At 68.9% G+C, this 24,954-nt stretch carries 24 protein-coding genes; 16 read left to right on the top strand and 8 right to left on the bottom strand.

The window, feature by feature from the left end:
- Positions 1 to 15: 15 nt before the first annotated feature.
- On the top strand, positions 16 to 786 hold the full coding sequence (locus LGR54_RS14390; protein WP_230362684.1) for a glycosyltransferase family A protein: 771 nt from the start codon (positions 16 to 18) through the stop codon (positions 784 to 786).
- A gap of 36 nt (positions 787 to 822) precedes the next feature.
- Here the strand turns inward: LGR54_RS14390 and LGR54_RS14385 are convergent, their stop codons facing one another.
- On the bottom strand, positions 823 to 1,125 hold the full coding sequence (locus tag LGR54_RS14385) for a hypothetical protein (protein ID WP_230362683.1): 303 nt from the start codon (positions 1,123 to 1,125) through the stop codon (positions 823 to 825).
- Between the two features lie 422 nt (positions 1,126 to 1,547).
- Between LGR54_RS14385 and LGR54_RS14380 the strand changes: the two genes are divergently transcribed.
- Positions 1,548 to 1,883: a hypothetical protein gene (locus LGR54_RS14380; protein ID WP_230362682.1), complete on the top strand. Its 336-nt coding sequence runs from the start codon at positions 1,548 to 1,550 to the stop codon at positions 1,881 to 1,883.
- 10 nt (positions 1,884 to 1,893) lie between these two features.
- Entirely contained in the window at positions 1,894 to 2,703 is an 810-nt protein-coding gene (locus LGR54_RS14375; RefSeq protein WP_230362681.1) for a Ku protein, read from the top strand.
- Between the two features lie 123 nt (positions 2,704 to 2,826).
- Here LGR54_RS14375 and ligD read toward each other — a convergent pair whose 3' ends face one another.
- The 3 genes from ligD to LGR54_RS14360 all read right to left on the bottom strand — a co-directional run bounded on the left by ligD (position 2,827) and on the right by LGR54_RS14360 (position 7,995).
- Positions 2,827 to 5,391, bottom strand: a complete 2,565-nt coding sequence (ligD, locus tag LGR54_RS14370) for a DNA ligase D (protein WP_230362680.1) — start codon at positions 5,389 to 5,391, stop codon at positions 2,827 to 2,829.
- A gap of 6 nt (positions 5,392 to 5,397) precedes the next feature.
- Complete coding sequence (locus LGR54_RS14365) at positions 5,398 to 6,243, bottom strand: Ku protein (RefSeq protein WP_230362679.1); 846 nt, start codon at positions 6,241 to 6,243, stop codon at positions 5,398 to 5,400.
- A gap of 114 nt (positions 6,244 to 6,357) precedes the next feature.
- A complete protein-coding gene (locus LGR54_RS14360; protein WP_230362678.1) occupies positions 6,358 to 7,995 on the bottom strand; it encodes a rhodanese-like domain-containing protein in 1,638 nt (545 codons plus the stop codon).
- Positions 7,996 to 8,223: 228 nt separating this feature from the next.
- Here LGR54_RS14360 and LGR54_RS14355 point away from each other — a divergent pair, with 228 nt between their 5' ends.
- From LGR54_RS14355 to LGR54_RS14295, 13 genes are all read left to right on the top strand, one after another.
- Positions 8,224 to 8,985 carry an ABC transporter substrate-binding protein gene (locus tag LGR54_RS14355; protein ID WP_230362677.1) on the top strand — a complete coding sequence of 254 codons (762 nt, stop codon included), beginning with the start codon at positions 8,224 to 8,226 and terminating at the stop codon, positions 8,983 to 8,985.
- Positions 8,976 to 9,542 carry an SCO family protein gene (locus LGR54_RS14350; protein WP_230362676.1) on the top strand — a complete coding sequence of 189 codons (567 nt, stop codon included), beginning with the start codon at positions 8,976 to 8,978 and terminating at the stop codon, positions 9,540 to 9,542. The genes LGR54_RS14355 and LGR54_RS14350 overlap by 10 nt, the downstream gene beginning before the upstream one ends.
- Positions 9,539 to 10,645, top strand: a complete 1,107-nt coding sequence (locus LGR54_RS14345; RefSeq protein ID WP_230362675.1) for a cytochrome c peroxidase — start codon at positions 9,539 to 9,541, stop codon at positions 10,643 to 10,645. The genes LGR54_RS14350 and LGR54_RS14345 overlap by 4 nt, the downstream gene beginning before the upstream one ends.
- 115 nt (positions 10,646 to 10,760) lie before the next feature.
- Positions 10,761 to 12,107 (top strand): LLM class flavin-dependent oxidoreductase, encoded by a 1,347-nt coding sequence (locus LGR54_RS14340; RefSeq protein WP_230362674.1) that lies wholly within the window; start codon positions 10,761 to 10,763, stop codon positions 12,105 to 12,107.
- A 9-nt stretch (positions 12,108 to 12,116) separates the two neighbouring features.
- Positions 12,117 to 13,544 (top strand): FAD/NAD(P)-binding protein, encoded by a 1,428-nt coding sequence (locus LGR54_RS14335; protein WP_230362673.1) that lies wholly within the window; start codon positions 12,117 to 12,119, stop codon positions 13,542 to 13,544.
- 23 nt (positions 13,545 to 13,567) lie between these two features.
- Positions 13,568 to 14,440: an NADPH-dependent oxidoreductase gene (locus LGR54_RS14330; RefSeq protein WP_230362672.1), complete on the top strand. Its 873-nt coding sequence runs from the start codon at positions 13,568 to 13,570 to the stop codon at positions 14,438 to 14,440.
- A 46-nt stretch (positions 14,441 to 14,486) separates the two neighbouring features.
- Positions 14,487 to 14,936 (top strand): Lrp/AsnC family transcriptional regulator, encoded by a 450-nt coding sequence (locus LGR54_RS14325; RefSeq protein ID WP_214008665.1) that lies wholly within the window; start codon positions 14,487 to 14,489, stop codon positions 14,934 to 14,936.
- A gap of 184 nt (positions 14,937 to 15,120) precedes the next feature.
- Positions 15,121 to 16,245, top strand: coding sequence for an ABC transporter substrate-binding protein (locus LGR54_RS14320; RefSeq protein WP_230362671.1), 1,125 nt, complete (start codon positions 15,121 to 15,123; stop codon positions 16,243 to 16,245).
- A gap of 72 nt (positions 16,246 to 16,317) precedes the next feature.
- A complete protein-coding gene (locus LGR54_RS14315) occupies positions 16,318 to 17,163 on the top strand; it encodes an ABC transporter permease (protein ID WP_230362670.1) in 846 nt (281 codons plus the stop codon).
- A 235-nt stretch (positions 17,164 to 17,398) separates the two neighbouring features.
- The gene (locus LGR54_RS14310; RefSeq protein WP_230362669.1) at positions 17,399 to 18,484 is read left to right on the top strand and encodes an ABC transporter substrate-binding protein; all 1,086 of its coding nucleotides are present in this window, start codon (positions 17,399 to 17,401) and stop codon (positions 18,482 to 18,484) included.
- Between the two features lie 17 nt (positions 18,485 to 18,501).
- The gene (locus LGR54_RS14305; protein ID WP_230362668.1) at positions 18,502 to 19,596 is read left to right on the top strand and encodes an ABC transporter substrate-binding protein; all 1,095 of its coding nucleotides are present in this window, start codon (positions 18,502 to 18,504) and stop codon (positions 19,594 to 19,596) included.
- Positions 19,593 to 20,369 (top strand): ABC transporter ATP-binding protein, encoded by a 777-nt coding sequence (locus LGR54_RS14300; RefSeq protein ID WP_230362667.1) that lies wholly within the window; start codon positions 19,593 to 19,595, stop codon positions 20,367 to 20,369. Before LGR54_RS14305 ends, LGR54_RS14300 begins: the two co-directional genes overlap by 4 nt.
- Entirely contained in the window at positions 20,366 to 20,914 is a 549-nt protein-coding gene (locus tag LGR54_RS14295; protein ID WP_230362666.1) for a tetratricopeptide repeat protein, read from the top strand. The genes LGR54_RS14300 and LGR54_RS14295 overlap by 4 nt, the downstream gene beginning before the upstream one ends.
- A gap of 49 nt (positions 20,915 to 20,963) precedes the next feature.
- Here the strand turns inward: LGR54_RS14295 and LGR54_RS14290 are convergent, their stop codons facing one another.
- The 4 genes from LGR54_RS14290 to LGR54_RS14275 are packed head-to-tail and all read right to left on the bottom strand — an operon-like array spanning position 20,964 to position 24,868.
- Positions 20,964 to 21,998 carry an extracellular solute-binding protein gene (locus tag LGR54_RS14290; protein ID WP_230362665.1) on the bottom strand — a complete coding sequence of 345 codons (1,035 nt, stop codon included), beginning with the start codon at positions 21,996 to 21,998 and terminating at the stop codon, positions 20,964 to 20,966.
- Between the two features lie 41 nt (positions 21,999 to 22,039).
- Positions 22,040 to 22,843, bottom strand: coding sequence for an ABC transporter permease (locus LGR54_RS14285; RefSeq protein ID WP_230362664.1), 804 nt, complete (start codon positions 22,841 to 22,843; stop codon positions 22,040 to 22,042).
- The gene (locus LGR54_RS14280) at positions 22,836 to 23,759 is read right to left on the bottom strand and encodes an ABC transporter permease (RefSeq protein WP_230362663.1); all 924 of its coding nucleotides are present in this window, start codon (positions 23,757 to 23,759) and stop codon (positions 22,836 to 22,838) included. The genes LGR54_RS14285 and LGR54_RS14280 overlap by 8 nt, the downstream gene beginning before the upstream one ends.
- A 2-nt stretch (positions 23,760 to 23,761) precedes the next feature.
- Positions 23,762 to 24,868: an ABC transporter ATP-binding protein gene (locus LGR54_RS14275; RefSeq protein ID WP_230362662.1), complete on the bottom strand. Its 1,107-nt coding sequence runs from the start codon at positions 24,866 to 24,868 to the stop codon at positions 23,762 to 23,764.
- Positions 24,869 to 24,954 lie beyond the last annotated feature (86 nt).

Below are 24,954 nucleotides of genomic sequence, written 5' to 3'. Positions count from 1 at the left end.
GCTTGGAGTGAGAACATGGAAAAGGTCATCATTGGGCTCACCTCGATCCGGGCCCGCCAGGACAAACTGCACCTGACGCTGGCGAGCCTGCTGGAGCAGGACTACCCGGATTTCGAGATCCGCGTCTTCACCTCGCGCGAGCCCTATCTGCTCGACGAGGGGATAGAGGGCATCCCCCCGGCCTGCCGGGAGCTGGCGGCCGATCCGCGGCTGCGCTGGTTCCGGGTGCCGAACACCGGCCCCTATCGCAAGCTGCTGCCGATCCTCGCCGATCCGCTGGCGCAGGAAAGCCTGATCGCCACCGCCGACGACGACACCCTCTATCCCACGCACTGGCTGTCGACGCTGGTGCACTATTATCGCCGGCACCGCTGCATCATCGCGTTTCGCGGCCACCGCATGGTGAAGGGCGAAGGCAGCTTCCTGCCCTATCGCTACTGGACCAACCAGACCATCGCCGACAATCCCGGCGTGTTCCTGCTGCCGACCGGCAAGGACGGCGTGCTCTATCACCCGTCCTTCTTCCACCCCGGCGTGCTCGACATGGTCACGGCGATGAAGGCGGCGCCGACGGCGGACGATCTGTGGTTCAAGTGGCACAGCGCCGTGCATGGCGTGCCGGTCTTCGTGGTGCATCCCGACTACCGGCTGGGCAGCCTGCCGGACACCAATGAGGGCGCTTCGCTGTTCCGCGACTTCAACGATGGCGGTGCCAATGACGGCGCCATCGCCGCGCTGGAGAAATATGCCGACGGCCGGCTCGGCACGACGCTGGCCCGGCTCTAGCCCTTCGGCCGGTCCGCGGCGGGACCGGCGGGCATGTCAGAGCGAGGCGGCCAGCTGCTCGCAGGGCAGCGGATCGGTATAGGCCGCGGTCAGCTCGAGGGGAGGCTCCATCAGGTTCGCCGCCATGGTTGGTGCCGCGAAGGTCTCGGCGGTCGCCGCCTCCGCCGCGATCGTCAGCCGGTTATAGGAGCACAGCGCCTGAGCCAGCGAGGCGCCGCCCGACAGCATCAGCCCGATCATCAGGCAGGCGACGAAGCGTGCGCCGAGATCCACGGGGGCAGGGCGGCGCACCGCCGCCGTCTGGGCGACGTCGATCCGGTCGAAGGTGATGCTTTCCATGGCGGCTTCCCGCTGATGTCCGATATCCATGCCGCGCACCATAAGCCAGTTGCCGCGACGGCATTAGTCGGCCGGGGCGGCATGGATCTATATCCAGCGTTCATTAATTGGCGCGGATGTAGTCGTCTTGCGGTAATGCCCGCCTCCGGGTGGGCGCGCCGCTGGCTCCGAAGTGCGAGGAGAGCACCCATCCTTCTCGGCCACCCTTTCTCGCCCTCGTGACCGGGTGCCCGAGCGGAACGCCGCTTTCTCCGGCGGCAGTCGCGATGGCCGTGCATTGCGCGCAAAAGCGCGGTTTCCGGGAAGCCGGCATCGGCCCGTTTCGCTCAGCATGCCGGCAGTGGCCGGGTGCCGGCCGCTCATCCATGGAACGCGAGAAGCGGTGAGCCGTTAGCCGACATGGATCGAAGGAGGCCGATCCCATGACCACTGTCTCGATGCTGCAGGCCGAACGTCGGCGCCACGACCTCGGTGGCGGTCGCGGTGGCGACAAGGTGTCGTTTCCCGATCCGGCGACCGTGCCGCTTGGCACGGACGAGGAGGCTGCCGGCGCGGCTCCGTCCCCGGCGCCCGCGCGCGCCCGCGCGGCGGCGATCCGGCCGCGTGACGGGATGGCGGTGGCCGTGACGGACGCGGCCGCGCACGGCGACGGCAATGATCGCGACGGCGGGACGCCGCTGCCATTCATCGTGCGCGTCATCGTCTGGCTGGCCGCCCTCGTCGTGCTCGGCGGCCTGGTCGTGGCCTGGCTCCGGTGAGGTGATGGCGATGGCGCGGCGCAGTTTCTGGAAGGGGCATCTGAAATTGTCGCTGGTCACCTGCGCCGTCACCATGGCGCCGGCCACCGGCGAGGGCGAAAAGATCCGCTTCCATACCCTCAACCGCGTTACCGGCAACCGCGTCGAGGCGCGGTCCGTCGATGCCGAGACCGGCCGCGCCGTGCGGGAGGAGGACGAGGTGAAGGGCTACGAGCTCGAACCCGGCCGCACGGTGTTCCTGGACGATGACGAACTCGACGCGGTGGCGCTGGAAAGCACCCGCACCATCGACATCGACAGATTCGTGCCGGCCGATTCCGTTGCCTCCATCTGGTACGACACGCCGCATTTCCTCGCCCCGGCCGACAAGGTCGGCGCCGAGGCGTTCGCGGTGATTCGCGAGGCGATGGCGGCGTCGCGCATGCACGGCATCGCCCGGCTGGTGCTGTATCGCCGCGAGCGGGCGGTGATGCTGGAGCCGCGCGAGCGGGGCATCGTGCTGTGGACGCTGCATTACGGCGATGAGGTTCGTCCCGCCGCCGACTATTTCGACGCGCCCTCCGGCCAGCCCGATGCCGCCGCGCTGAAGCTCCTTACCGATCTGGTGGCGGCGCGCACGCGCGACTGGGATCCGTCCATGGTTCGCGATCCCGTGCAGGAAAATCTGCGCAAGCTCATCGCGGCTCGCAAGCGCAAGCGCCCGGCGGTGGCGAAACCGGCGGAGGCCCCGGCGCCCGAGCCGGCGGGCGGTAAGGTGATCAGCATCACCGAGGCGCTGAAACGCAGCCTCGCCGACGAAAAGGCCGCGCACCGCAGCTGAAGCACCGGCGGCGGCGGCGCCTAGAGTAGGTCCAGTGAATTCCAGTTCACCGGACGTACTCTAGGGTCTTGTTCGGGTGCGTTTTCTTCACGCGAACCGGACTCCGCTTCGCTCGAAAACGCTCTAGCGTTCCCGTCCCTTGCCCGCCGGCAGCGGCCGCGCCGCGGCGCGAAAATCCTCCCACGGATCGGCGGCGCGCCCGGCGAGCCGGGTCGGCGCGTTGTCCAGTGTGAACTGGGCGGGGCCGGTGATCGCGTCGAGTTCCTCCCAGCCGACCGGCATGGAGACGGCCGCGCCCGGCCGCGCGCGGGTGGAGTAGGGGGCGACGGCGGTGGCGCCGCGGGCATTGCGCAGATAGTCGATGAAGGTCCGCCCGCCGCGCTTGGCCTTGGTCGCCACGGCGAGGAAACGGTCGGGATCGTCGGCCGCCATGGCCGCCGCCATCGCCTTGGCATAGGCCTTCGCCGCCGGCCAGCCGGCCTTGGGCGCCAGCGGCGTCACCACATGCAGGCCCTTGCCGCCGGAGGTCTTCACGAAGGCCGCCAACCCGTCGGCCTCCAGTCGCTCGCGCACCGCCCGCGCACCGGCGATCACCTGCGGCCAGGTTACCCCGTCGCCGGGGTCGAGGTCGAAGATCAGCATGTCCGGCGTCTCCAGTCCGCCGAGCGGGGCGCCCCAGGGGTGGATCTCCAGCGTGCCGGCCTGCACCAGCGCGATCAGCCCGTCGAGATCGTCGATGGCCAGCAGCTTCTCGCCGCCCTTGTCCTTCGGATCGACGATCTGGCGGATCGCCCTGTTGATGCCGCGCCAGGCGTGCTTCTGGAAGAAGCAGGCCTCGACGATGCCGTCCGGACAGCGCAGCAGGGCGAGCGGCCGCGCCACCACGAAGGGGGCGATGAAGCGCCAGACCTGCGCGTAGTAATCGGCGAGCCCCCGCTTGCTGACGCCGTCTTCCGGCCAGTACAGCCGGTCGGGATGGGTCAGCGTCACCCGCGCGGTCGGCGTGTCGGTCATCGGTTCGTCCCCCTTGCCCGCATCCTCGCGCACCACCTCTGCCGCCGGCTTGTCCTCGCGCAGGCCGCGATAGGACGCGTGGCGCAGATGCCGCTCGCCGGTCCAGCCGCGAAACTCGACCTCCGCCACCAGCGAGGGCGCGACGAACGCCACGCCGCGCCGCGCCTCCGCCGACAGCCGGCCGGCGAAAGGACTGCCGTCGCGGACCAGCGGTTGCAGCGTGCGGAACAGTTCTTCCGCCACCCGTGCCGAATAGCCGGTGCCGACCCGCCCGACATGCCGCAGCTTGCCGCCGTCGAACACGCCGAGCACCAGCGAGCCGATGGCGCGCGGGGAGACCGAGGAGGGCACATAGCCGCCGATGACGAATTCCTGCCGCTCGGCGCATTTCGATTTCCGCCAGTCCGTCGAGCGGCCGGAGCGGTAGCGTCCGTCGCGCCGCTTGGAGACCAGGCCTTCGAGGCTGAGCCGGCAGGCGTGGCGCAGCAGGGTTGCGCCGTCTTCCTCGAAGGGCTCGCTGAGGCGCAGGGGATCGCCGGCCCCGTTCAGCAGCGCCGCGAGCGCCGCCTGGCGGTCGGTCAGCCTTTCGCCGGTGAGGTCGCGCCCGTCGAGATGCAGCAGGTCGAAGGCGTAGAAGCGCAGGCGGTCGCCGCGGCCCTCGGCGAGGTCCTGCTGCAGGGCGGAAAAGCTGGAGGCGCCGGCGCCCGTCTCCACCACCACCTCGCCGTCGACCAGCGCCGTCGTGCAGGGGAGCCGCGCCAGCGCCGTGGCGAGCGCCGGCCCGAAGCGGCCGGTCCAGTCGAGGCCGCTGCGGGTCAGCAGCGTCACCGCGCCCTGGTCGATCCGCGCCTGCAGCCGGTAGCCGTCGAACTTGATCTCATGCACCCAGCCGGCGCCGCCCGGCGCCTTGTCCACCAGCGTGGCGAGCTGCGGCGCGATGAAGTCCGGCAGCGGGGCAACGACCTTCGACCGGCGTGCGCCGCTCGCCGCCTTCGTCCCGGCCACCGCCTTCGTCCCGGTCGTCGCCTTCGGCTTGGCGACCGCCGTTTCCGGCTTGGCGGCCGGCGGACCCGCCGTTCGCCGGCCCGTCTTCGACGACCAGCCCGGCGCCTCGCGGGCGATGGCGTCGAGGTCACGGCCGGTCTTCACCGATTCCGGCCGCTCTTCCAGTATGTCCGGCGCGCCGGCGTCGCGGGCAGCGGCGTCCTCGCCCTTGATCAGCAGCCAGTTGTCGCGGCTCTCGCCGGTCTTCCTGTTGAGGCGCACCAGGTGCCAGCGGCCGTGCAGCTTGGTGCCGTCGAGCGTGAAGTCGAGATGACCCTTCTTCAATCCCTTGCGCGGATCGCCGAGCGGCACCCATGAGCCGGTGTCCCACAGCAGCACGGTGCCGCCGCCATATTCGCCCTTGGGGATGGTGCCCTCGAAGCTGCCATAGTCGAGCGGATGGTCTTCCACCTCGACCGCGAGGCGTTTCTCGCCGGGCACCAGGCTCGGCCCGCGCGTCACCGCCCAGCTCTTCAGCACCCCGTCGAGTTCGAGCCGCAGGTCGTAGTGGAGCCGGCGCGCGGCATGCTTCTGGATCAGATAGGCATGGCCGGCCTGCCGCGAGGGGCGCCCGCGCGGCTCGGGCGTGGCGTCAAAATTGCGCTTGCGGCGATAGATGTCGAGCGCCATGGCGGCCTAGCCCGCCTTCCTGCGCGGCGCCGGCGTGGCGCTTTTGCGCGTCCGGCCGCCCGCGCGCTTGCTGGCGCCGTCCAGGCCGGCACTGGCCCGTAGCGCCGCCATCAGGTCGACCACCTTTGCCGGCTTTTTCGCCCCGGACAGCTTCACCGGCCGTCCGGCCGCCTTGGCGCGCACCAGCTCCACCACCGCCGCCTCGTAGCGGTCCTCGAAGGCCGTGGGATCGAAGGTCCCGGTCTTGCTGGCGATGATGTGCCGCGCGAGCTCCAGCATCTCCTTGTCGATGCGGAGCGGCGCGATGTCGGCGAAAGCCTCGCTGGCGGCCCGTACTTCATAGTCGAAATTCAGCAGGGTTGCGGTCAGGCCGTCCTCATGGGCGCGGACGAGCAGCGTGCGGGCACGACGGAACAACACCGCTCCCGCCAGCGCCGCCACCTCGCGGCGTTTCAGCGCCGCGTGCAGCAGCCCGTAGCCTTCCTCCGCCTCCGGGCCGGCCGGGGTGAGATAATAGGGGCGGTCGAAATACAGGTCGTCAATGCCGGCGCAGGGCAGGAAGGCGCTCACCGCCAGCGTCTTGTCGCCTTCCGGCACCGCGGCGGCGATCTCTTCCGGCTCGAATACCACATAGCGGTCGGGGGCGACCTCGTAGCCCTTCACCTGCTCGTCGCGTCCGACCGGCTCGCCGGTGTCCCGGTCGACGAATTCGCGGCGCAGGCGGTTGCCGGTCGCGCGGTTGAAGCCGTGAAAGCTCACCCGCTCGCTGGTGGAGACGGCGGTGTGCAGCGCCACCGGAAAGCTCAGCTCGCCGATGCGCAGATACCCTTTCCACACCGCCCGGGGTGCCATCGACGCTTCTCCTGCCGGATCTCCCTCGCGCTCCTCAACGTGGGGAGCGCGCCGGTGTTCCGGGAGGATGGCGGATTTGCCCGCCGGCACGCGCGGGCTGCTGCCCGCTGCCCATCAGTCGAAGGCGCGGAAACGCACCAGCCCGTCGCGCTCGAGCTGCTGGGTGATGGTGTCGCCCCAGCGCACATAGGCCTCGAGGGTGACGCGCCGCTCCTCCAGCGTCGGCGCCTTGGGCAGCGCCTCCTCCGGCCGCAGCGCCGGCTGGTCGAGCCCGGTGCGGTAGGGCCGGCCGGCGTCGATCCAGCCTCCGGTGCCGCCGTCGAGCGCCACCACCCGCCGCGCCGTATGCTTTTCCAGTTCCGAGGCGGCGAGGGCGGCCAGCCGCCCGTCGGCGGAGGTGAGGACGATCGGCCCGGTGCCGGGCAGCGCGGCGAGGCTGTCGGCCAATGTCGAGCGCCGGGCGACCCGCGAGCCCGGCAGGTGCCGCCGCTCGCGGTAATAGGGCGGCGCCGGTTCGAGGTCGAGCACCACGGCACCCTCGCCGATCAGCGTCTCGGCCTGCGCCGGCGAGACTCTGGCGACCACCGGCGCGCCGCCGGCGATCGCGGGAGGCGCGACGCCTCGCTCGGTCTGTTCCGCCGCCGGCACCGCATGGACGAAGACATGCTCGAGGCCGAGCTGGATCAGCCAGGAGGCGGTCAGCGTGGCCCGCACGCCATCCTCGTCGTCGACCAGCACGATGCGTCCGTTGCGGCTGCCGACGAAGCTGTCGGTGGTCTGCACCAGCTGGCCGCCCGGGGCGGACACGGTGCCGGGCAGGTGGCCGGCGGCGTATTCCTCGGGGGTGCGGATGTCGAACAGGTAGAGCGTGTGCGTGCCGCTCTCGCCGCGTAGCGCCGCCAGCCCCTCGGCGTCGAGGCGCCGGACGCCGAAGCGTGCCGCCACCCGGCCGGCCGCCTCCTTGGCGCGCTCCAGCCCCTCCGGGCTCGGCGGCGGCAGCCGGGCCTCGGCGCCGCGCGCCGGCTCCAGCCCGGCGAGGAGCCAGGCGGCGGTACCGTTCTCCAGCGATACCACCGGATTGGGGAAGCCGGCGTTCTGCAGCGCCTGCGCGCCGATGATCGCCCGCGTGCGGCCGGCGCAGTTGATCACCACCGGAGTCTCGGGCGAGGGGACGGCGTCGAAGATGCGGTAGAGCAGCTCGACGCCGGGCGCCGCCACGCCGCCGGGAATGCTGATGTGGTGGAACTCCTCGATCGGCCTTGTGTCGAGCACCACCACGCCACCGGTCTCGATGCGCTCGCGCAGCTCGGTCGCGGAGATGCGCGGCGTGTGGTAGCGCCGCTCGACGAACTCGCCGAGCGCCTTGCTAAGCGAATATTGCCCGGTGATCGCCTCGAAGCCGGCGGCCTGCCAGCCCGCGAGCCCACCCGCCAGCAGTCGCACATCGGTATAGCCGAGCGCCGCCAGCCGGCGGGCGGCGCGCTCCCCGATCGCGCCGCCATCGTCGTCGGTGACGACCAGCCGGACCGACCGACGCGGCAGCAGCGCCTCGACCTTCAGCTCGATCTCGCTCAGCGGCAGCGGGACCGCTATCGAGACATGCCCGGCCTCGAAGCGGCCGCCCTCGCGCACGTCGATCACCGCGATCTCGTCGGGCGCCAGCGCCGCCGCGTGCAATTCCTCGGGGGAGAGCGTGGCGACGGGCGGTTCGGTGGCGCCGGCGAAAGTGGCGGCGGTGGAATGGACGGTCATGATCGTCTCCTGAGCGGATCGGGGCCGGCCACCTGCTGGCGGCACGGCGACAATGGGAGGCCCTTTCAGCCTAGGCGCGGATCGACAGAGACGTTTTCGCGGCGTGCGGCCGCATTTGGATCAGTCCGCCGAAAGCGCGGCGGCAGAGAGAGGAATTTTCTCCACGCTCCGGGGCACGCTGGTCGAGACGACGGGCGGCGGAGCGCGAGGATGGGTTTGAACAGGCATATGCGATGTTGGTTCGCGGCGGCGTTGCTGCTGGCGGCGGCGGGGGCCGCCGCCAGTGCGGAGCCGGCGCCGCTGCGGGTTGGGGTCGCCCATGTGCCGCCGACGGCCGACGTGCCGGCGGCGCGGCTCTACACGCAGGATGGCTTCGACCTCGACCTCGCCGCCGAGCTCGGCCGCCGCCTCGGTCGCAAGGTCGAGCTGGTCGCCATCGGCGAGGAGCCGGCCGCCGCGCTGGCTTCCGGGCGGGTCGACCTTGCGGTGGCGTCGCCGGAGGTGCCGGTCGCGAATGCCGAATGGCTGCCGAGCGGCTACCAGTCTGGCCTGACCGTCGCCATGCGCACCGATACCGACATCCGCTCCTGGGGCGATCTCGCCGGCCGCAAGGTCTGCGTGGTCGCCTCGAATGACCGCGCCCGCCGCCTCGTGCGGGAGAGCGGCGCGCTGGAGATCGTCCAGCCGGTGCCGGCGCTCGCCCTGATGAAGGTGCGCACCGGCGAATGCGACGCCACCATTCATGACGAGGTGGTGCTGCGCCGTCTGTTTGGAGAAGCCGAATGGAAGAAATTTTCTGCCACCCTGCCAGCGCGTGCGCCTATCTCGCTGGCGGTGGCGCTGCCGCCCGGCAGCCCGCTGGCCGGCGAGCTGCGCCCGCTCGTCGCCTCCTTCGCCGATTCGCCCTATTGGGACCGCAAGGCCGGCGAATGGGCGAGGAACATCGCGCTGGAGGTCTATCTCGAGCAGGACGCGCCGGATTGTCACTGATCCGGGCGCTGCTGTTCGGCCTTGTCGGGCTGGTCGTCGGCCTCTTCGCCGTCGTGCCGCTGGGCGAGGCGAGCGATGCTCCCTCGCGTTTCTCCCTGACCGCGCCGGACGGCCGGCGGCTCGACGAGAGCGCGCTGCGCGGCCGGCCCTATGTGCTGTTCTTCGGCTTCACCTCCTGTCCGGAGGTCTGCCCCACCGCGCTCTATGAGCTCTCCCAGGTGCTGGCCGAGCTCGGGCCGGAGGCGGAGCGGCTGAAGGTGCTGTTCGTCACCGTCGATCCGGCGCGCGACACGCCCGAGCAGCTCGCCACCTATCTCAGTGCCTTCGATCCGCGCATCGTCGGCCTCCACGGCAGCGAGGCGGAGACCGCCGCCGCTGCCGCCGCCTTCAAGGCGACCTATCGCCGGATCCCGCAGCCGGACGGCACTTACAGCATGGAGCACACCGCCGTGCTGTTCCTGGTCGATGGCGAGGGCCGCATCGCCGACGCCATCGACTACCGCGCCCCGCACGAGGCGCAGCTGGCGCGGCTGCGGCGTCTCATCGGCACTTCGTGAGGCCGCGTCGGGCGCTGGCGGCACTGCTGCTGCTCGGTGCCATCCCGCTCGGCGCCTCCCTTGCCGGCAGCCCATCCCCCGCCGGGCCGGACGCCGCCGCGCTGCGCGCCCTCTATGCCCGGCCGCCAGCGCAATGGCCGCCGCCCGAGCTGGAGCCGGGTGCCGTCTTCGTCGAATTCGCCGCGCCGCCTCCCATTCCCGCACCCGATCCGGCGCTGGCCCGGCTCGGCGCGGCTTTGTTCGCCGATCCGCGCCTGTCGGCCGCCGGCACGATGAGCTGCGCCAGCTGCCACGCGCCCGCCCATGGCTTCGCCGATCCGCGCCCGCTGCGGCCGGCGACCGGAGCCGCGCCGCCGCGCGATGCGCCCTCGCTGCTCGGCGTCGCCCGCCTGCCGGCCTTTGGCTGGGAGGGGATGGAGACCTCGCTCGCCGCCCAGGCCCTGCGTCCGCTCGCCCATCCCGACGAGATGGCGAACCGCGATCCCGCCGCGCTCGCCGCCCGGCTCGGCGAGCGGCCGGCCTATCGCCCGCTGGTCGCCGCCGCCTTCGGCAAGGCGAGCCTCGATCCGCCCCATCTCGATCCGCCGCGCCTCGGCGCCGCGCTTGCCGCCTATCTCGCGACGATCGACGAACCGACCCGCTTCGAGGCTTTCCTCGCCGGCGCGCCGGACGCCCTGAGCGACGAGGAGATCCGCGGCCTGCACCTGTTCCGCACCAAGGCGGGCTGCGCCAATTGCCATTCCGGTCCGCTGCTTGCCGATGGCGGCGCGCATAATCTCGGCCTGTCGGCCTTCGGCGAGCCGCGTGAGGATCTCGGCCGCTTCCGCGCCACCGGCCGCGTGGCGGACGCCGGCCGCTTCCGCACCCCGAGCCTGCGCCATGTCGGGCGCACCGCGCCCTATATGCATGCCGGCCTGTTCCCCAACCTCGAGGCGGTGGTGAACCTCTATGCCCGTGGCGGCGGCGAGGTGTGGCTGCGCAACGAGGCCGAGGCGAGCGATCCGCTACGCGCCGCCGCCGCCCGGCGCGACCCGCTGCTGCGCCCGCGCGCCCTCGATGAGGCCGAGCGCGCCGCCCTGGTGGCCTTTCTGCGCGCCCTATAGTAGATAAAAATGATAGAATATATTGACAATGGCCGCGCGCGGTGGCGAGCTAGGCGCAAACGCGGCCCGGACCGTCCATCGTCTCGCCGCCCATCGTCTCACAGGGTGAAGTGCCATGAGCCAGCGTCGCCAATTGTCCCTGAACCTGTTCGTCTATCCCGGCGGCCATCACGAGGCGGCCTGGCGCTACAAGGGCACCGACATCGCCCGCCTCAACGACATCGCCTATTATCAGGATCTCGCGAAGCGGGCCGAGGCGGCGACCATCGACTCGCTGTTCTTCGCCGATGGGCCGGTGCTGGCCGACAATATCCGCTACGCCGCCCGCTACCGGGTGGAGCCGATCACCTGGCTCGCCGCCATCGGCGCCGTCACCTCGCATATCGGGCTGATCGCCACCGCCTCCACCACCTATAACGAGCCTTACAACCTCGCCCGGCTATTCGCCTCGCTCGATCATCTCAGCCATGGCCGCGCCGGCTGGAACATCGTCACCACCTCGCAGGGGGCGGCGTCGCAGAATTTCGGCCTCGCCGAGCATCCGGTGCACGCCGAGCGCTACGAGAAGAGCCGGGAATTCGTCGAGGTCGTCACCAAGCTGTGGGACAGCTGGGAGGACGATGCCGTCATCGCCGATCAGGCCAGCGGCCTGTTCGCCGATACCGATCGCATCCACACCATCGATCACATCGGCAAGCACTTCAAGGTGAAGGGGCCGCTCAACGCCCCGCGCACGCCGCAGGGCCGCCCGGTCTATGTGCAGGCCGGCTCGTCGGAGGATGGCCGCTCCTTCGCCGCGCAATATGCCGAGGCGATCTTCACCGCGCACCAGACGCTCAAGAGCGCGCAGGGCTTCTACGCCGACATCAAGTCCCGCGCCGTGGCGCTGGGCCGGCGGCCCGAGCATATCAAGGTGCTGCCGGGCCTCAGCCCGTTCATCAGCTCGACCCAGCTTGAGGCCGACCGGCTGGAGGAAGAGTTCAACGATCTGGTGCAGCCGGAATATTCGCTGGCCCAGCTCAAGCGCATGACCGGTCTCGATCTGTCCGGCTACGATCTCGACGGCCCGTTCCCGCGCCATCTGCTGGATCTCAAGGGCTCGGTGGCGACCGCCAGCCGCTTCCAGCTGATCCTCGACGTCGTCGAGCGCGAGAACCCCACCATCCGCCAGCTGATCAACCGCCTCGCCGGGGCGCGCGGCCATTTCGTCATCGCCGGCACGCCGGAGCGCATCGCCGACGAGATCCAGCTGTGGTTCGAGAACGGTGCGGCGGATGGCTTCAACATCATGCCGCCCTGGCTCACCGGCGGCTTCGATGCCTTCGCGGAGGAAGTGGTGCCGATCCTGCGCAAGCGCGGCCTGTTCCGCACCGAATATGCCGGCACCACGCTGCGCGATCATTATGGCCTGCCGCGTCCCGAGAGCCGCTTTGCCGGCGCCTCGCTCCGCGCCAGCGCCTGAGCGGTCGGCATGACGCTTCCGCACACTCACGACGCCGCCCACGATATCGCCATCGTCGGCGGCGGCTTTGCCGGCGCGGTCACTGCGCTGCGCCTCGTCGAGGCGAGCACCGCGCCGCTCGACCTCGTCGTCGTCGAGCCGGCGGCTCTGCTCGGCCATGGCATCGCCTACGCCACTGCCGAGCCGGACCATACCGTCAACGGCTTCGCCGGCGGCTTCGTGCCGAGCGCGGGCGGGTCGGCTCAGCAGTTCCTCGACTGGTTGCGCACCGAGGCGGAGGCCGGGCGCTGGAGCCCGCCGGCCGGCGACCTCGCCCAGTCCTCGCCGCCGCGCGCGCTTTACGGCGCCTATCTCGAACGGCAGTTGGCCGAAGCGGTGCGTCGCACGCAGGGGCGGGTGCGCCTCGTCCACCGCCGCGACCGGGTGGTCGATCTCGACGGCCGCGTGCTGACGCTGGCCTCGGGCGAGACGCTCGCCGCCCGGCAGGTGGTGCTGGCCACCGGCCTGCACCGCCGCGCGCCGACGCTCGCGGCCGGGCTCGCCGATCATCCGGCCTATGTCGGCGACATCTTCACGCCCGACGCCTTCGAGCGGGCGGGCGATGTGGACCATGTGCTGCTGCTCGGCTCGGGCCTGTCGATGCTCGACGCGGTGGTCAGCCTGGAGAAGCGCGGCTTTCGCGGCCGCTATACCGTCGTCTCCCGGCGCGGCCTCATCGTGGCGCCGCGCCGGGAAGCGGCGCCGTGGCCGGGTAGCCCGCAGGCGGCCGAGCTGCCGCGCGAAGCGAAGGCGGTGCTGCGCTGGATCCGCCATGAGCGCCGCGCGGTCGCGCAAGCCGGGCAGGACTGGCAGAGCCTGCCGCCGCTGTTCCGCCAGCTGGCGGCGCCGATCTGGGCCGGGCTGGACATTCGCGCCCGCGACAAGCTGCTGCGCCGCCTGCTGCCGTTCTGGAACCTCGCCATGCATCGCGCGGCGGCGCCGTCCTATTCCTTCTTCTCCCGCGCGCAGGCGGCGGGGCGGGTGCGCAGCCTCGCCGGCACGCTCACCCGGCTCGACGACGCCGGTTCCGGCCTGCGGGCCACCCTGCGCCCGAAGGGCGGCGGCACGCCGCTCCATATCGATGCCGATCTCGTGGTGAGCACGCTCGGCTTCGAGTTCGACTGGACCCGCATCGACGACCCGCTGGTCCGCAACCTGCTGCGTCGCGGCCTTGCCGTGCCGCACCCGACCGGCGTCGGCGTGCGCGCCGATCCGGCGACGCAGGCGCTGGTCGACATTGAGGGGCGCATTTCCGACACGCTGTTCGCGGTCGGCCACCCCTTGCGCGGCGAGCTGTTCGAGGCAAGCTCGCTCAACGAGCAGATCCACCAGGCGGCCCGGCTGGCCGCCATTCTCGCCCCCTCGGCGGCCGCCTCGCCGGCCCGTCAGGTGGCCTGAAACCCGCATTTGGAGACCGATCGATGAACGAGATCACCCCCGCCACGCATTTCCGCGATGCCGAGACCGGTGCTCTCTCCATCTTGCCGGAAGCGGCACTGGAGAAGCGCTACCGCGAGCCGGTCGCCGCCGACGAGGTGCCGTGGAGCCCGGCTCTGTCGGTGCTGCTGGCCCACCGCTCCGTGCGCGCCTTCACTTCCGAGCCGCTCCCTGAGGGAACGCTGGACGTGTTGGTGGCGGCGGCGCAGTCGGCGCCGAGCTCCTCCAATGTGCAGGCCTGGAGCGTCGTCACCGTCGAGGACCCGGCGCTGCGCCGGCAGCTCGCCACGGTCGCCGGCAACCAGAAGCACATCGAGACCGCCGGGCTGTTCCTGGTCTTCGTCGCCGATCTCTCGCGCGTGCAGCGCATCGCCGAGCGCGAGGGGCTGACTACCGACGGCCTCGACTACACCGAGAGCTTCCTCATCGCCTCGCTCGATGCCGCCTTCGCGGCGCAGAACGCGCTGACGGCGGCGGAATCGCTCGGGCTCGGCGCGGTCTATATCGGCGCGCTGCGCAACGATGCCGCCGCCGTCGCGCATCTGCTCAAGCTGCCGCCGCGCGCCTATGCCGTGGTCGGCCTCGCCATCGGCCAGCCGGACCGCGCGGTGGAGACCGACGTCAAGCCGCGCATCCCGCAGCCCGGCATCGTGCACCGCGACGTCTATTCGACCGCCGGCGAGGAGGAGACGCTGGCCCGCGCCGACGCCCACGCGCTGGCCTTCCGTGCCGAGCAGGGGCTCGACGCCACGCCGTGGACGCGCCTCGCCTTGCAGCGCCTGCATTCCGTTGCCGCGTTGAAGGGGCGCCACGTGCTGCGGCGCCACCTCGAGACGCTGGGTTTTCCGTTCAAGTGAGACAACACCGCCCCTGCATCCCGCAGGGGCGGGTTAGAGGGGGCAGATGGACAAGATCGACCACAAGATCCTGCGCATTCTGCAGGCCGATGCCTCGAAGCCGATCGCCGAGATCGCCCGGCTGGTGAATCTGTCGCAGACGCCATGCTGGAACCGCATCCGCAAGATGGAGGCGGAAGGCATCATCAAGGGCCGGGTGGCGCTGGTGGATTCCCGCAAGCTCGGGCTCGGCCTCACCGCCTTCGTGGCGGTGGAGGCGGTCAACCACAGCCGCGAATGGGCGGCGAATTTCCGTCGCCTCGTGCAGTCCATGCCGGAGGTGATGGACTCCTACCGCATGGCCGGCGACGTCGACTATCTCCTGCGCGTCGTCGTGCCCGACATGCAGGCCTATGACGACTTCTATAATCGCCTCATCGAGGGCGCCTCGCCCAAGAACGTCACCTCTCGCTTTTCCATGGAGGTGCTGTCGTCGCGAACCGTGCTGCCGTTCTGACGTTCCGCCGATACCGGAACTCTACGGCATGCCGGCGGATGGAGAATCCTTTCTCGCCGGTGGATTGAGTATAAACTTCTCAATCCGCCGAAATCATTGGATGAACATCTGTTCCCGCTCCCCGTCTATCTCGTTACCGTCACGTCATCTTCTTGCAATTGACGTTGAAATACGGAGACGGGACGTGGAAAACGCAGTGGGTTCGGCCGCCAGGCATGGTATCGGCAGGGTATCGGCGGTGTGGGGTAAGGTTTCGAGCCGCGGTCTCGCGGCGGCGCTCGTCGCCGCGCTGGCCGTGGCCGCGCCGCTGGCGCCGGCCGCCGCCGGCGAGCAGCTCGACTTCATCAATCTGCAGCTGAACCCCTGGTCGGTGGTGGCGCAGGAGAAGGGCATCTTCAAGGAGGAGTTCGACAAGGTCGGCGTCAAGGAGGTCAACCTGATCGCCTCCGGCGCCGCCGAGCTGTCGGGCGCTGAGTCGGCGGGCCTCAACCGCGGCTCCATCGCCATCGCCCAGCGCATGCTCTATCCGGCCACCGCCCACCGGGCCAACGGGCTCGACGCCGTGGTGGTGTGGGTCTCCGAGGCGTCGAACAAGTACCGCACGCCGCTGCTCGCCCGCGCCGACAATAACGAGATCAACTCCATCGCCGACATGGAGGGCAAGGTTTACGGCTCGAACCGCGTCGGCTGCTCCTACACCTCGGTGTTCGAATCCTTCGAGGCGGCCGGCCTGCCGCTCGACACCCGCCTGAAGGCCGGCAAGATCCGCTATGAGGGCGTGGAGAACAACGGCGCCCGCAACGCCGCGCTGCTGTCGGGCGCGGTGGACGGCCTCGCCACCCATATCGGCAACAATTCCGGCGCCGCGCTCTATCTGTCCGGCAAGGTGAAGATCGTCGGCCGCACGGTGGAGAAGGGCGTCTACGAGAACGGCGCCGGCCGCGTCTCCTTCTTCGCCATGCGCGATTTCGCCGAGAAGTATCCCGACGCGGTGAAGGCGTTCCTGATCTCCTATCGCCGCGCCACCGCCTGGATCCAGGCCAATGTCGACGAGTCCGCACAGATCATCTCCAAGGGCACCCGCGTGCCGCTGGAGATCGCCAAGTTCCAGATCGTCGATCCGTCGGGCTACGAGTTCATCGCCGGCGATACCTCGGCCGACAATGTCCGCCACGCCATCACCGAGTTCCAGGACTGGTACATCGCCCATGGCGACGACGTGTTCACCGACCGCAAGCTGAGCCAGCAGGACATCACGGCTTTCGTGGACGGCAAGTTCTTCAAGGGCGGCCAGTACTCCATCTACTGACACAGCGCGGATCCGCCATGGCGGGGCTGCGTGCCCGCGCCGTGGCGGCCGCCAGAGGCGAGCCGGCATCATATGACCGACGCAACCAACTCCACCTTCGCCGTCCGCCGTCCCCTGGCCGGGGCGCGGACACCGTCCCCGGTTCGCGCGGCGCGCCGCCCCGCCGGCCGCCGCTATATCGGCATCATCCTGCCGCTCGGCCTCTTGATCGTCTGGTCGCTGGCGACCTGGCTCGCCTGGGTGCCGGCGGTGTTCCTGCCCTCGCCGCTGGCCACCGTGAAGGCGTTTGTCGCCATGGTGACGCGCCAGTCGCTGCATCAGGATTTCCTGCGCTCGATCAACATCGTCAGCCAGGCCTTCGTCTACGGCTCGGTCGCCGCGGTGGTGCTCGGCGTGGCGGCGGGGCTGTCGGCCAATGTCGAGCGCTTCTTCGGCCCCACCTTTGACAGCATCCGCCACATTCCCGGCGTCGCCTGGCTGCCGCTCATCGTGCTGTGGCTCGGCCTCGGCGCGCCCGCGCAGATCCTCGTCATCGGCAAGTCGGTGTTTTTCCCGGTGTTCCTCAACACGCTGCAAGGTATCCGCAATGTCGAGAAGAGCCATATCGAGCTCGCCAAGGTGCTTACCCTGACGCGCTCGCAGCTGATCCGCCGGGTGGTGATCCCGAGCGCGGTGCCCAGCATCATGGTCAGCCTGCGCTATGCCGCCGGCGTCGCCTGGGCGCTGGTGGTCACCGCCGAAGGCCTCAGCGGCCAGGAAGGCCTCGGCTACCTGATCTTCCGCGCCCAGAACCTTCTGATCACCGACCAGCTCATCGTCTGCATGGTCATCATCGGCCTCGTCGGCTTCGCCATCGATCGCCTGATGCTGCTGCTGCAACGCTTCGTCCTGCGCTGGAAACAGGGCTTCGAGGGCTGAGCCCTCCCGCAGGTTCTTCTTTCCTTTCCCTCTCCCCGCCCGAACCCGGCTGTTGCCGGGTTCGGTTCCGGCAAGGTCGAAACCGGAAACATCCGGTTTCGACGGAGAGGTGGCCCGCGCAGCGGGTCGGTGAGGGGGGACGCGGCTGCGGAGCCTGAGAGCGCCAGCCCCCTCAACCCACCCCTTTCCCCCTCGGGGAGAGGGAGCCACCCAACACCCATTCAGGATCCCCGCCATGACCATCGCCGTCGACCGCTCGATAGAGGCCAACGCCACCCCGGTGCTGCGCGAGCTCATCTACACCATCTGCCCGGTGCTGGTGGCGTCCAACGTGGCGCTGGAGCTCGGCTGGATCCATGACGAGCTCGCCCGCGTCGGGGCAAAGCTCACCTATCTGCGCTCGGCGGCGTCCGAGGTCGCCTGGCCGGCGCATTACAACCACGATTCCGACCGGCTGCTCCGCGACGGCGGCAACAGCCCGGCCATCTGGTCGAAGGCGGATCTGCGCCCCACCGTGCTGCTCGGCCTCACCCAGGCACAGCCGGCCGGCAAGGTGATCGTGCGCACCGATTCCGACATCCACCGCGTCGAGGACCTCAAGGGCCGCCGCTTCGGTCTCTACAAGAGCCAGCGCAACGAGAAGATCGACCACCGCCGCGCCACCGGCGAGCATGGCATCCTCGCCGCGCTTTCCCTGCACGGGCTCGACCGCAAGGACGTCGAGATCGTCGACATCGAGGATGCCGACGCCCACACCGAAGTCCCGGCGGAGACCCCGGCCGGCATCTGGGCGCAGCGTCGCGCCACCAAGCAGGACGAGCTGACGCTGGAGGCCCGCGCGCTCGACGCCGGCACCATCGACGCCATCTACGACTATTCGATCGGCGTCGATGTCCGCCTCTCCGCGACCGGCCGCTTCCGCGTCATCGAGGATCTCGACCGCTACCCGGACTGGACCCTGCGCATCGCCAACGCCCCGCGCACCCTCACGGTAAGCCGCGAATTCGCCGAGGCGAACCGCGACATCGTGGTGGCGTGGCTGCGCGCGTCGATCCGCGCCGGGCGCTGGATCAACGCCCATCCCGAGGCGGCGGCCGACATCTTCCACCGCACCACCATCTATGCCGACCGCGACGCCATCGCCCGCGCGCTGCCGGAATACGACCTGGTGCCGAACCTGTCGGCGCAGAACCTCGCCGGCCTGCGGCTGGAGAAGGATTTCCTGCGCGCCCACGGCTACATCGCCAATGATTTCGACGTGAACGACTGGGCCGATGCTTCCTATCTGGAAGAAGCCCTGTCGTCGCTGCGGCGCGGCTGATGAGGGGGACGGAAATCATGGTCGACGTTCTCGAACGCCATCCTGCGGCTGCTAACACTCCCTCCGCGCTCGTACCGGTCACGGTCGGCGCCCGCGAGGCCTACTACACCATCTGCCCCACCTTCGTGGCGTCCAACGTCGCGCAGGAATTCGGCTGGATCGAGGAAGAGCTGCGCCGGGTCGGCGCCTCGCTATCCTATCTGCGCGCGCTGCCGGTGGAGCAGGGCTATCTCCCACATTTCAGCCACCGCTTCGCGCATCTGTTCCGCGACGGTGGCAACATCCCCTCCATCTGGGCCAAGGCCGACAATGTCGACACCACGCTGATCGGTCTCACCGAGGCCCATCACGGCGGCACCATCGTGGTGCGGGTGGACGATGCCGCCCGCAGCCTCGCGGCGCTGAAGGGCCGGCGCTTCGGCCTGTCCAAGAGCGCCAACCCGGCCAAGATCGACTGGTGGCGGGCGACTTCCGAGCAGGGCATCCTGAAGGCGCTGGCGCTCGCCGGGCTGTCACGCGTCGATGTCGAGATCGTCGACATCGCCAATGAGGATCGCGGCTTCGGCGAGGCGGCTCGTCCCTCCGCGCTGTGGGCGAAGCGGCGCGGCGACCTCGTCTTCACCCCCGAGGCGCGGGCGCTGGAAGCCGGCGAGGTTGATGCCATCTTCGCCAGTCACGGGCGGGCGCTGGGGCTGGAGCGGACCGGCAAGTTCAAGCGGGTGGAGGATTTCGCCCGCCATCCCGACTGGTCGCTTCAGGTCTCCAACAGCCCCTATGCGCTGACGGTGAACACTGATTTCGCCCGGGCCAACCGCGATATCGTCGTCGCCTTCCTGCGCGCCACGGTGCGGGCGGCGCGCTGGCTCGACGCCAATCGTGCCGCCGGTGCGGCGATCCTGCACCGCGTCACCTATCACCCGAGCGTCGCCGACACCGAGGCCGCCATCGCCGGCACCGAATTCCTGCCGGCGCTGACGCCGCGCAAGCTCGCCGGCATCGACCTGCAGAAGCGTTTCCTCGTCGAGCACGGCTATATCCGTCGCGATTTCGACAGCCGCGCCTGGGCCGATGCCTCCTATCTCGACGAAGCGCTGGAGAGCCTCTCCTCATGACCCAACGCGGTACCCTCGAAATCCGTGGCGTCGAGAAGCATTACGACGTCGACGGCCGCCCGCTGAAGATCCTCGACCATATCGACATCGACGTCGCCGCTGGCGAGTTCGTGTCGATCGTCGGGCCGTCGGGCTGCGGCAAGTCCACCATATTGCGCCTCGTCGTCGGGCTCGACGACGACTATGCCGGTAGCATCCGGCTGGATGGCGAGCCGATCAAGGGCACCAGCCTCGATCGCGGCATCGTCTTCCAGGATCACCGCCTGCTGCCCTGGCTGACGCTGGAGCAGAATATCGGCCTCAGCCTGGAGAATTCCCGGCTGAGCGCTGAGGAGAAGCGACGCACCATCGCCGAGCACATCGCGCTGGTCGGGTTGCGCGGCTTCGAGAAGGTCTATCCCTATCAGCTGTCCGGCGGCATGGCGCAGCGCGCCGCCATCGCCCGCGGCCTCGTCAACCGGCCGGAGATCCTGCTGCTCGACGAGCCGCTCGGGGCGCTCGACGCCCTGACCCGGCTGCGGCTGCAGGAGGAACTGCTCAGCATCTGGCGGATCGAGAAGACCACCATGATCCTCGTCACCCACGACGTCGACGAGGCGATCTATCTCAGCGACCGGGTGCTGGTGATGACCGCCAATCCCGGCCGCATCGTGAAGGAGATCGTGGTCGACCTGCCGCATCAGCGCGACCGCGGCAGCCCCACCTTCGCGGCGATCAAGCGGGACATCCTGCGCGAGATGGGCGACTACGCCGTTCATGTGGCGGCGGCATGAGCCACCCGTTCATGCCACGGCACGCCTTTCGGCCTGATCGGTCATTCCAGCGCTGGTTTCGCTCTCATCGTACACCTCACCGTACTGGCGGCGGGGGGCTGTACGGGTGGGGACGGAGCGTCCTGCTCGCGCTGATGCTGGGCGTTGCCACCGCCGCCGGAGCGGTCGATACCCCGCCCTCCGACGCCCTGCCGGACCTCGCACCGATCCGGGCGCTAATCTATTCTGGTGACTACGAAAAAGCGGCCACCGAGCTGCAGGATCTCGCCACCCGGGTGCGCCATGCCGACGTGTTCAACCTGCTCGGCTTCAGCCTGCGCAACCTCAAGCGCTACGACGAGGCCGACCGCTGGTATCGCGAGGCACTGTATTTCGACCCGACCCACCGGCAGGCCATTGAATATCAAGGAGAATTGTTCATCGCCACCGGCAGGCTCGACAAGGCGCGGGAGAACATCGTCACCTTGAAGATCTTCTGCCGCAGCGGCTGTCCGGAACTCGACACGCTACGCAAGGCCTATGCCGAGGCGGGCGGCAAGGAGTAGTGGCGCCGGAAAAAGAGAGGCCGGGCAATGCCCGGCCTCTCGCGTCGGATCACTTGTTCACGTCGGTCCAGATGCGGGTGTAGAGCTCGCTTACTTCCGGCGGGCAGGCGGTGAGGAACTCGCCGGCCTTCTCATACTGCGCCGGCACCACCAGTTCGGGCGCGTCCTTCATCTCGGCGGGCATGAACTGCGCTGAGCCCTTGATTCCGTTCGCATATTTGGCGAAAGCGGAGATCAGAGCCGCGTTTTCCGGCTCCATGATGAAGTTCATGAACAGCTTGGCGTTCTCGACGTTCTTGGCGTCCTTGAGGATCGCCAGGCTGTCCATGAAGAACGGAAAGCCCTCCTTCGGATAGCCGAAGGCGACGTCGGGGTTCTTCATGCGGGCGCGCATCACCGCGCCGTTCCAGTAATACACGGCGGCATAGTCGCCGGAGGGCAGCTTCTCGGTGACGGAATAGTCCATCGCCAGCCATTTCGGCTTGGCGGCGACCAGCGTGTCGCGTACCTTCTTGAGCAGTTCCTTGTCGGCGGTGCACCAGTTGCCGCCGAGATACTTGATGGTGAGGAACAGAACGTCGTTCATTTCGGGGGCGACGTTGATCTTTCCGGCGAGTTCCGGCGGCGGGTCGAGAATGACCTTCGCGGTGTTGATGTCGCCGCTAAACATCTTCTTGTTGACGCCGATGCCGGTCAGGCCCCACTGCCACGGGGTGGTGTAGTGCCGACCCGGATCCCACGGAACGTTGACCCAGCGCTCGTCGACATTCTTGAAGTTCGACATCTGGTCGGGCCGCGCCTCGAGCAGCAGGCCTTCCTTCACCCAGATCGGCACGTAGTTGGCCGAGGGCACGACGATGTCGAAGCCATGACCACCGGCGCGCACCTTGGCGAGCGCGGTGTCGTTGGAATCGTAGTCGGTGACGGTAACCTTGACGTTGTACTTGTCTTCGAACTTCTTGATCAGTTCGGGGCTGGTATAGTCGCCCCAATTGTAGATGTTGAGCGCGCCTTCGGCCGCGGCGCTACCGGCGAAGCCGAGGATCGCGACCATCGCGCCCGCCGCCGTCATCTTCCAGTTCATGGTTCCCGTCTCCGTCAGGTTGTCGTTGGACCCGGCTTGCGTCAGGTCTTCTTGCGGTTGATGAAGAAGAAGGTCGTCACCAGCAATATGGACAGGGCCAGGAATGCGGTGGCGATGGCGTTGACCTCGGGTGTCACGGTGCGGCGGAGTTGGCCGAGCATGTAGGTCGGCAGCGTGTCCTGGCCGCCCGACTTGACGAATTCGGTGATGACGACATCGTCGAGCGAGATCACGAAGGCCAGCATGAAGCCGGCGATGATGCCCGGCCTGAGCAGCGGCAGCGTCACCCGGCGAAACACGTTCCACGGCGTCGCGTAGAGGTCGGCAGCCGCGCGCTCCAGCGCGGTGTCCATGCCTTCCAGCCGGGCGCGGATCGGCAGGTAGGCGAAGGGGATGCAGAAGGCGGTATGGGCGAGGATCAGGTAGCCGAGCCCGGAATAGCCGGTCCACACCTTGATGCGCGCGAACACGATGAGCAGCGCCACCGCGGTGACGATCTCCGGCACCATCAAGGGCAGGTTGATGAAGGCATATTTGGCACCGAGGCCGCGATAGGGCGCGGTGCGTGTGGTGGCGATCGCCGCCATGGTGGCGGCGGCGGTGGCGACGATCGCGGCGCTCAGCGCGATGATCAGCGAGCGCCAGGCCGCGTCCTGCACCGCCTGATTGGCGGCGGCGTCGCCGAACCAGCGCAGCGAGAAGCCACCCCAGGAGGTCAGCGATTCCGAGCCGTTGAAGGCATAGGCAACCAGCGTGACGATCGGCAGGTAGAGCACCGCGAAGGTGAAAAGCGCGAGGAAGGCAAAGCCGGGCTGGGCCTTTATGTCGAAGCTGCGCCTAGCCATGTCCGGCTCCCGAGCGCGACGCGTTGCGCACATAGAACAGCATGGCGACCATCACGAGGGCCATCAGGGTGATGGAAATGGCGGCGCCGAGCGGCCAGTTGCGGCCGGCGCCGAACTGCAGTTCGATGAGATTACCGAGCATCAGGTTCTTGCCACCGCCCAGCACGCGCGGAATGACATAGGCGCCGAGCGAGGGCACGAAGACGAGGATCGAGCCGGCGACGATGCCGGGTTTCACCAGCGGGATGATGATCCGCCGCAGCACCGCCCAGCGCCCCGCATAGAGGTCGTACCCCGCCTCGATCAGCCGGAAGTCGAGCTTCTCCATGCTGGCATAGAGCGGCAGCACCATCAGCGGCAGGTAGACATAGACCATGCCGAACAGGATGGCCCAGTCGGTGTACATGATCTGCAATGGCTGATCGATGATGCCGAGCGTCCGCAGCAGGGTGTTGAGGATGCCTTCGTTGCGGATGACCTGCTGCATGGCGAAGGTGCGGATGAGCAGGTTGGTCCAGAAGGGGATGGTGATGAGGAACACCCAGATTTCCCGGGTGTGGCGCGGCCGCGTGGCGATGAAATAGGCCGTGGGAAAGCCGAGCAGCAGCGTCAGCGCGGTGGTGATGATCGACAGCTTCAGCGAACGCCAGAAGATCGAGAGATGCGCATCGGCCAGTGTGACGGTGTCGTCGAACATGTCGCGCTGGAACAGCACGGAGAACCAGCCATCGAGCGAATACTGGCCGAATTTCACGTCGCCATAGTCGCCCTTCGCCATGAAGGAATAGGCGAGCATGACGAAGAGCGGCCCGATCGCGGCGACGAAGACGATGACCAGCGCCGGCGCCGACAGCCACCAGCGGCGGCGGATGCTCTCGCGTTCGGCGTGCTTGGCGATTTCTGCGGCGGTTGCCATCGTCAATCCCGCAGCACTTGCGCGGCGTCCGCCGCGATCTCGATGCCGACGCGGTCGCCGATCGCAAAGCCGCAGGACTGGGCGCGGCTGTTCTGCTGGCGCACGGTGAACAGGCCGTCCTCGGCAAGGCGGACATGGATGTGCGTGTCGGTGCCGAAATAGACGATGTTCTCCACCATGCCGGACAACTGGCCGCCCTGCGGCACCGCGCGGGCATGCTCCGGTCGCACCACGATGGTCGCCTCGTTCTTCGGCTGGAAGCCCTCGGCCACGGTGGCCACGATGTCGGCCCCCGATTTCAGCTTCACCTGGGCGACGCCGTTGGAGACGCCGGAGACGGCGGCGGTGAGGAAATTAGTCTCGCCGATGAAGTCGGCGACGAAGCGCTCGGCCGGCTTGTCGTAGATGTCCCACGGGGAGCCGACCTGCCGCACCTTGCCCTTCGACATCACCGCGATGCGGTCGGACATGGTCAGCGCTTCTTCCTGGTCGTGGGTCACGAACACGAAGGTGATGCCGGTCTCGTGCTGCAGGCGCTTCAGCTCGATCTGCATTTCCTTGCGCAGCTTGTAGTCGAGCGCCGAGAGCGGTTCGTCGAGCAGCAGCACCTTGGGTGCCGGGGCCAGCGCACGGGCGAGCGCGACGCGCTGGGCCTGGCCGCCGGAGATCTGGTCGGTGCGGCGCTGCGCCATCTCATCCAGGTGGACGAGCTTGAGCATTTCGCCGACGCGCGAGGAAATCTCGGCTTTCGGACGGCCGAGCATCTGCAGCCCGAAGGCGACGTTCTCCCACACGGTGAGGTGCGGAAAGAGGGCATAGCTCTGGAAGACCGTGTTGATCGGCCGCTTGAAGGGCGGCAATCCGGCGATGTCCTGGCCATCGAGCAGGATGGCGCCTTCGGTGGGGTACTCGAAGCCGGCGATCAGCCGAAGGAGGGTTGTCTTGCCGCAGCCGGACGGGCCGAGCAGGGTGAAGAACTCGTTCTCGCGGATGGAGATGGAGACGTTGTCGAGCGCGCGCAGCGCCCCCGAGCCTTCTCCGAACTGCTTGACGATGTTCCGTGCTTCAATTGCGACGCGCTTGTCCTGTGCCGCGGCAGGCTCCGGCATCAATCACCCTTTAAGTCTGTTGTCGTGCTCTGGAAGGCGGGAAAAAGCCGCATATCCGTTTCTTCTGGGAGTGAGCCTATGTGAGC

The sequence above is a fragment of the Ancylobacter sp. Lp-2 genome (assembly GCF_020523795.1).
In the GTDB taxonomy this organism is placed as follows: domain Bacteria; phylum Pseudomonadota; class Alphaproteobacteria; order Rhizobiales; family Xanthobacteraceae; genus Ancylobacter.
The sequence above is the reverse complement of the archived record's forward strand: the minus strand, read 5'-3'. Positions and strand labels throughout refer to the sequence as shown.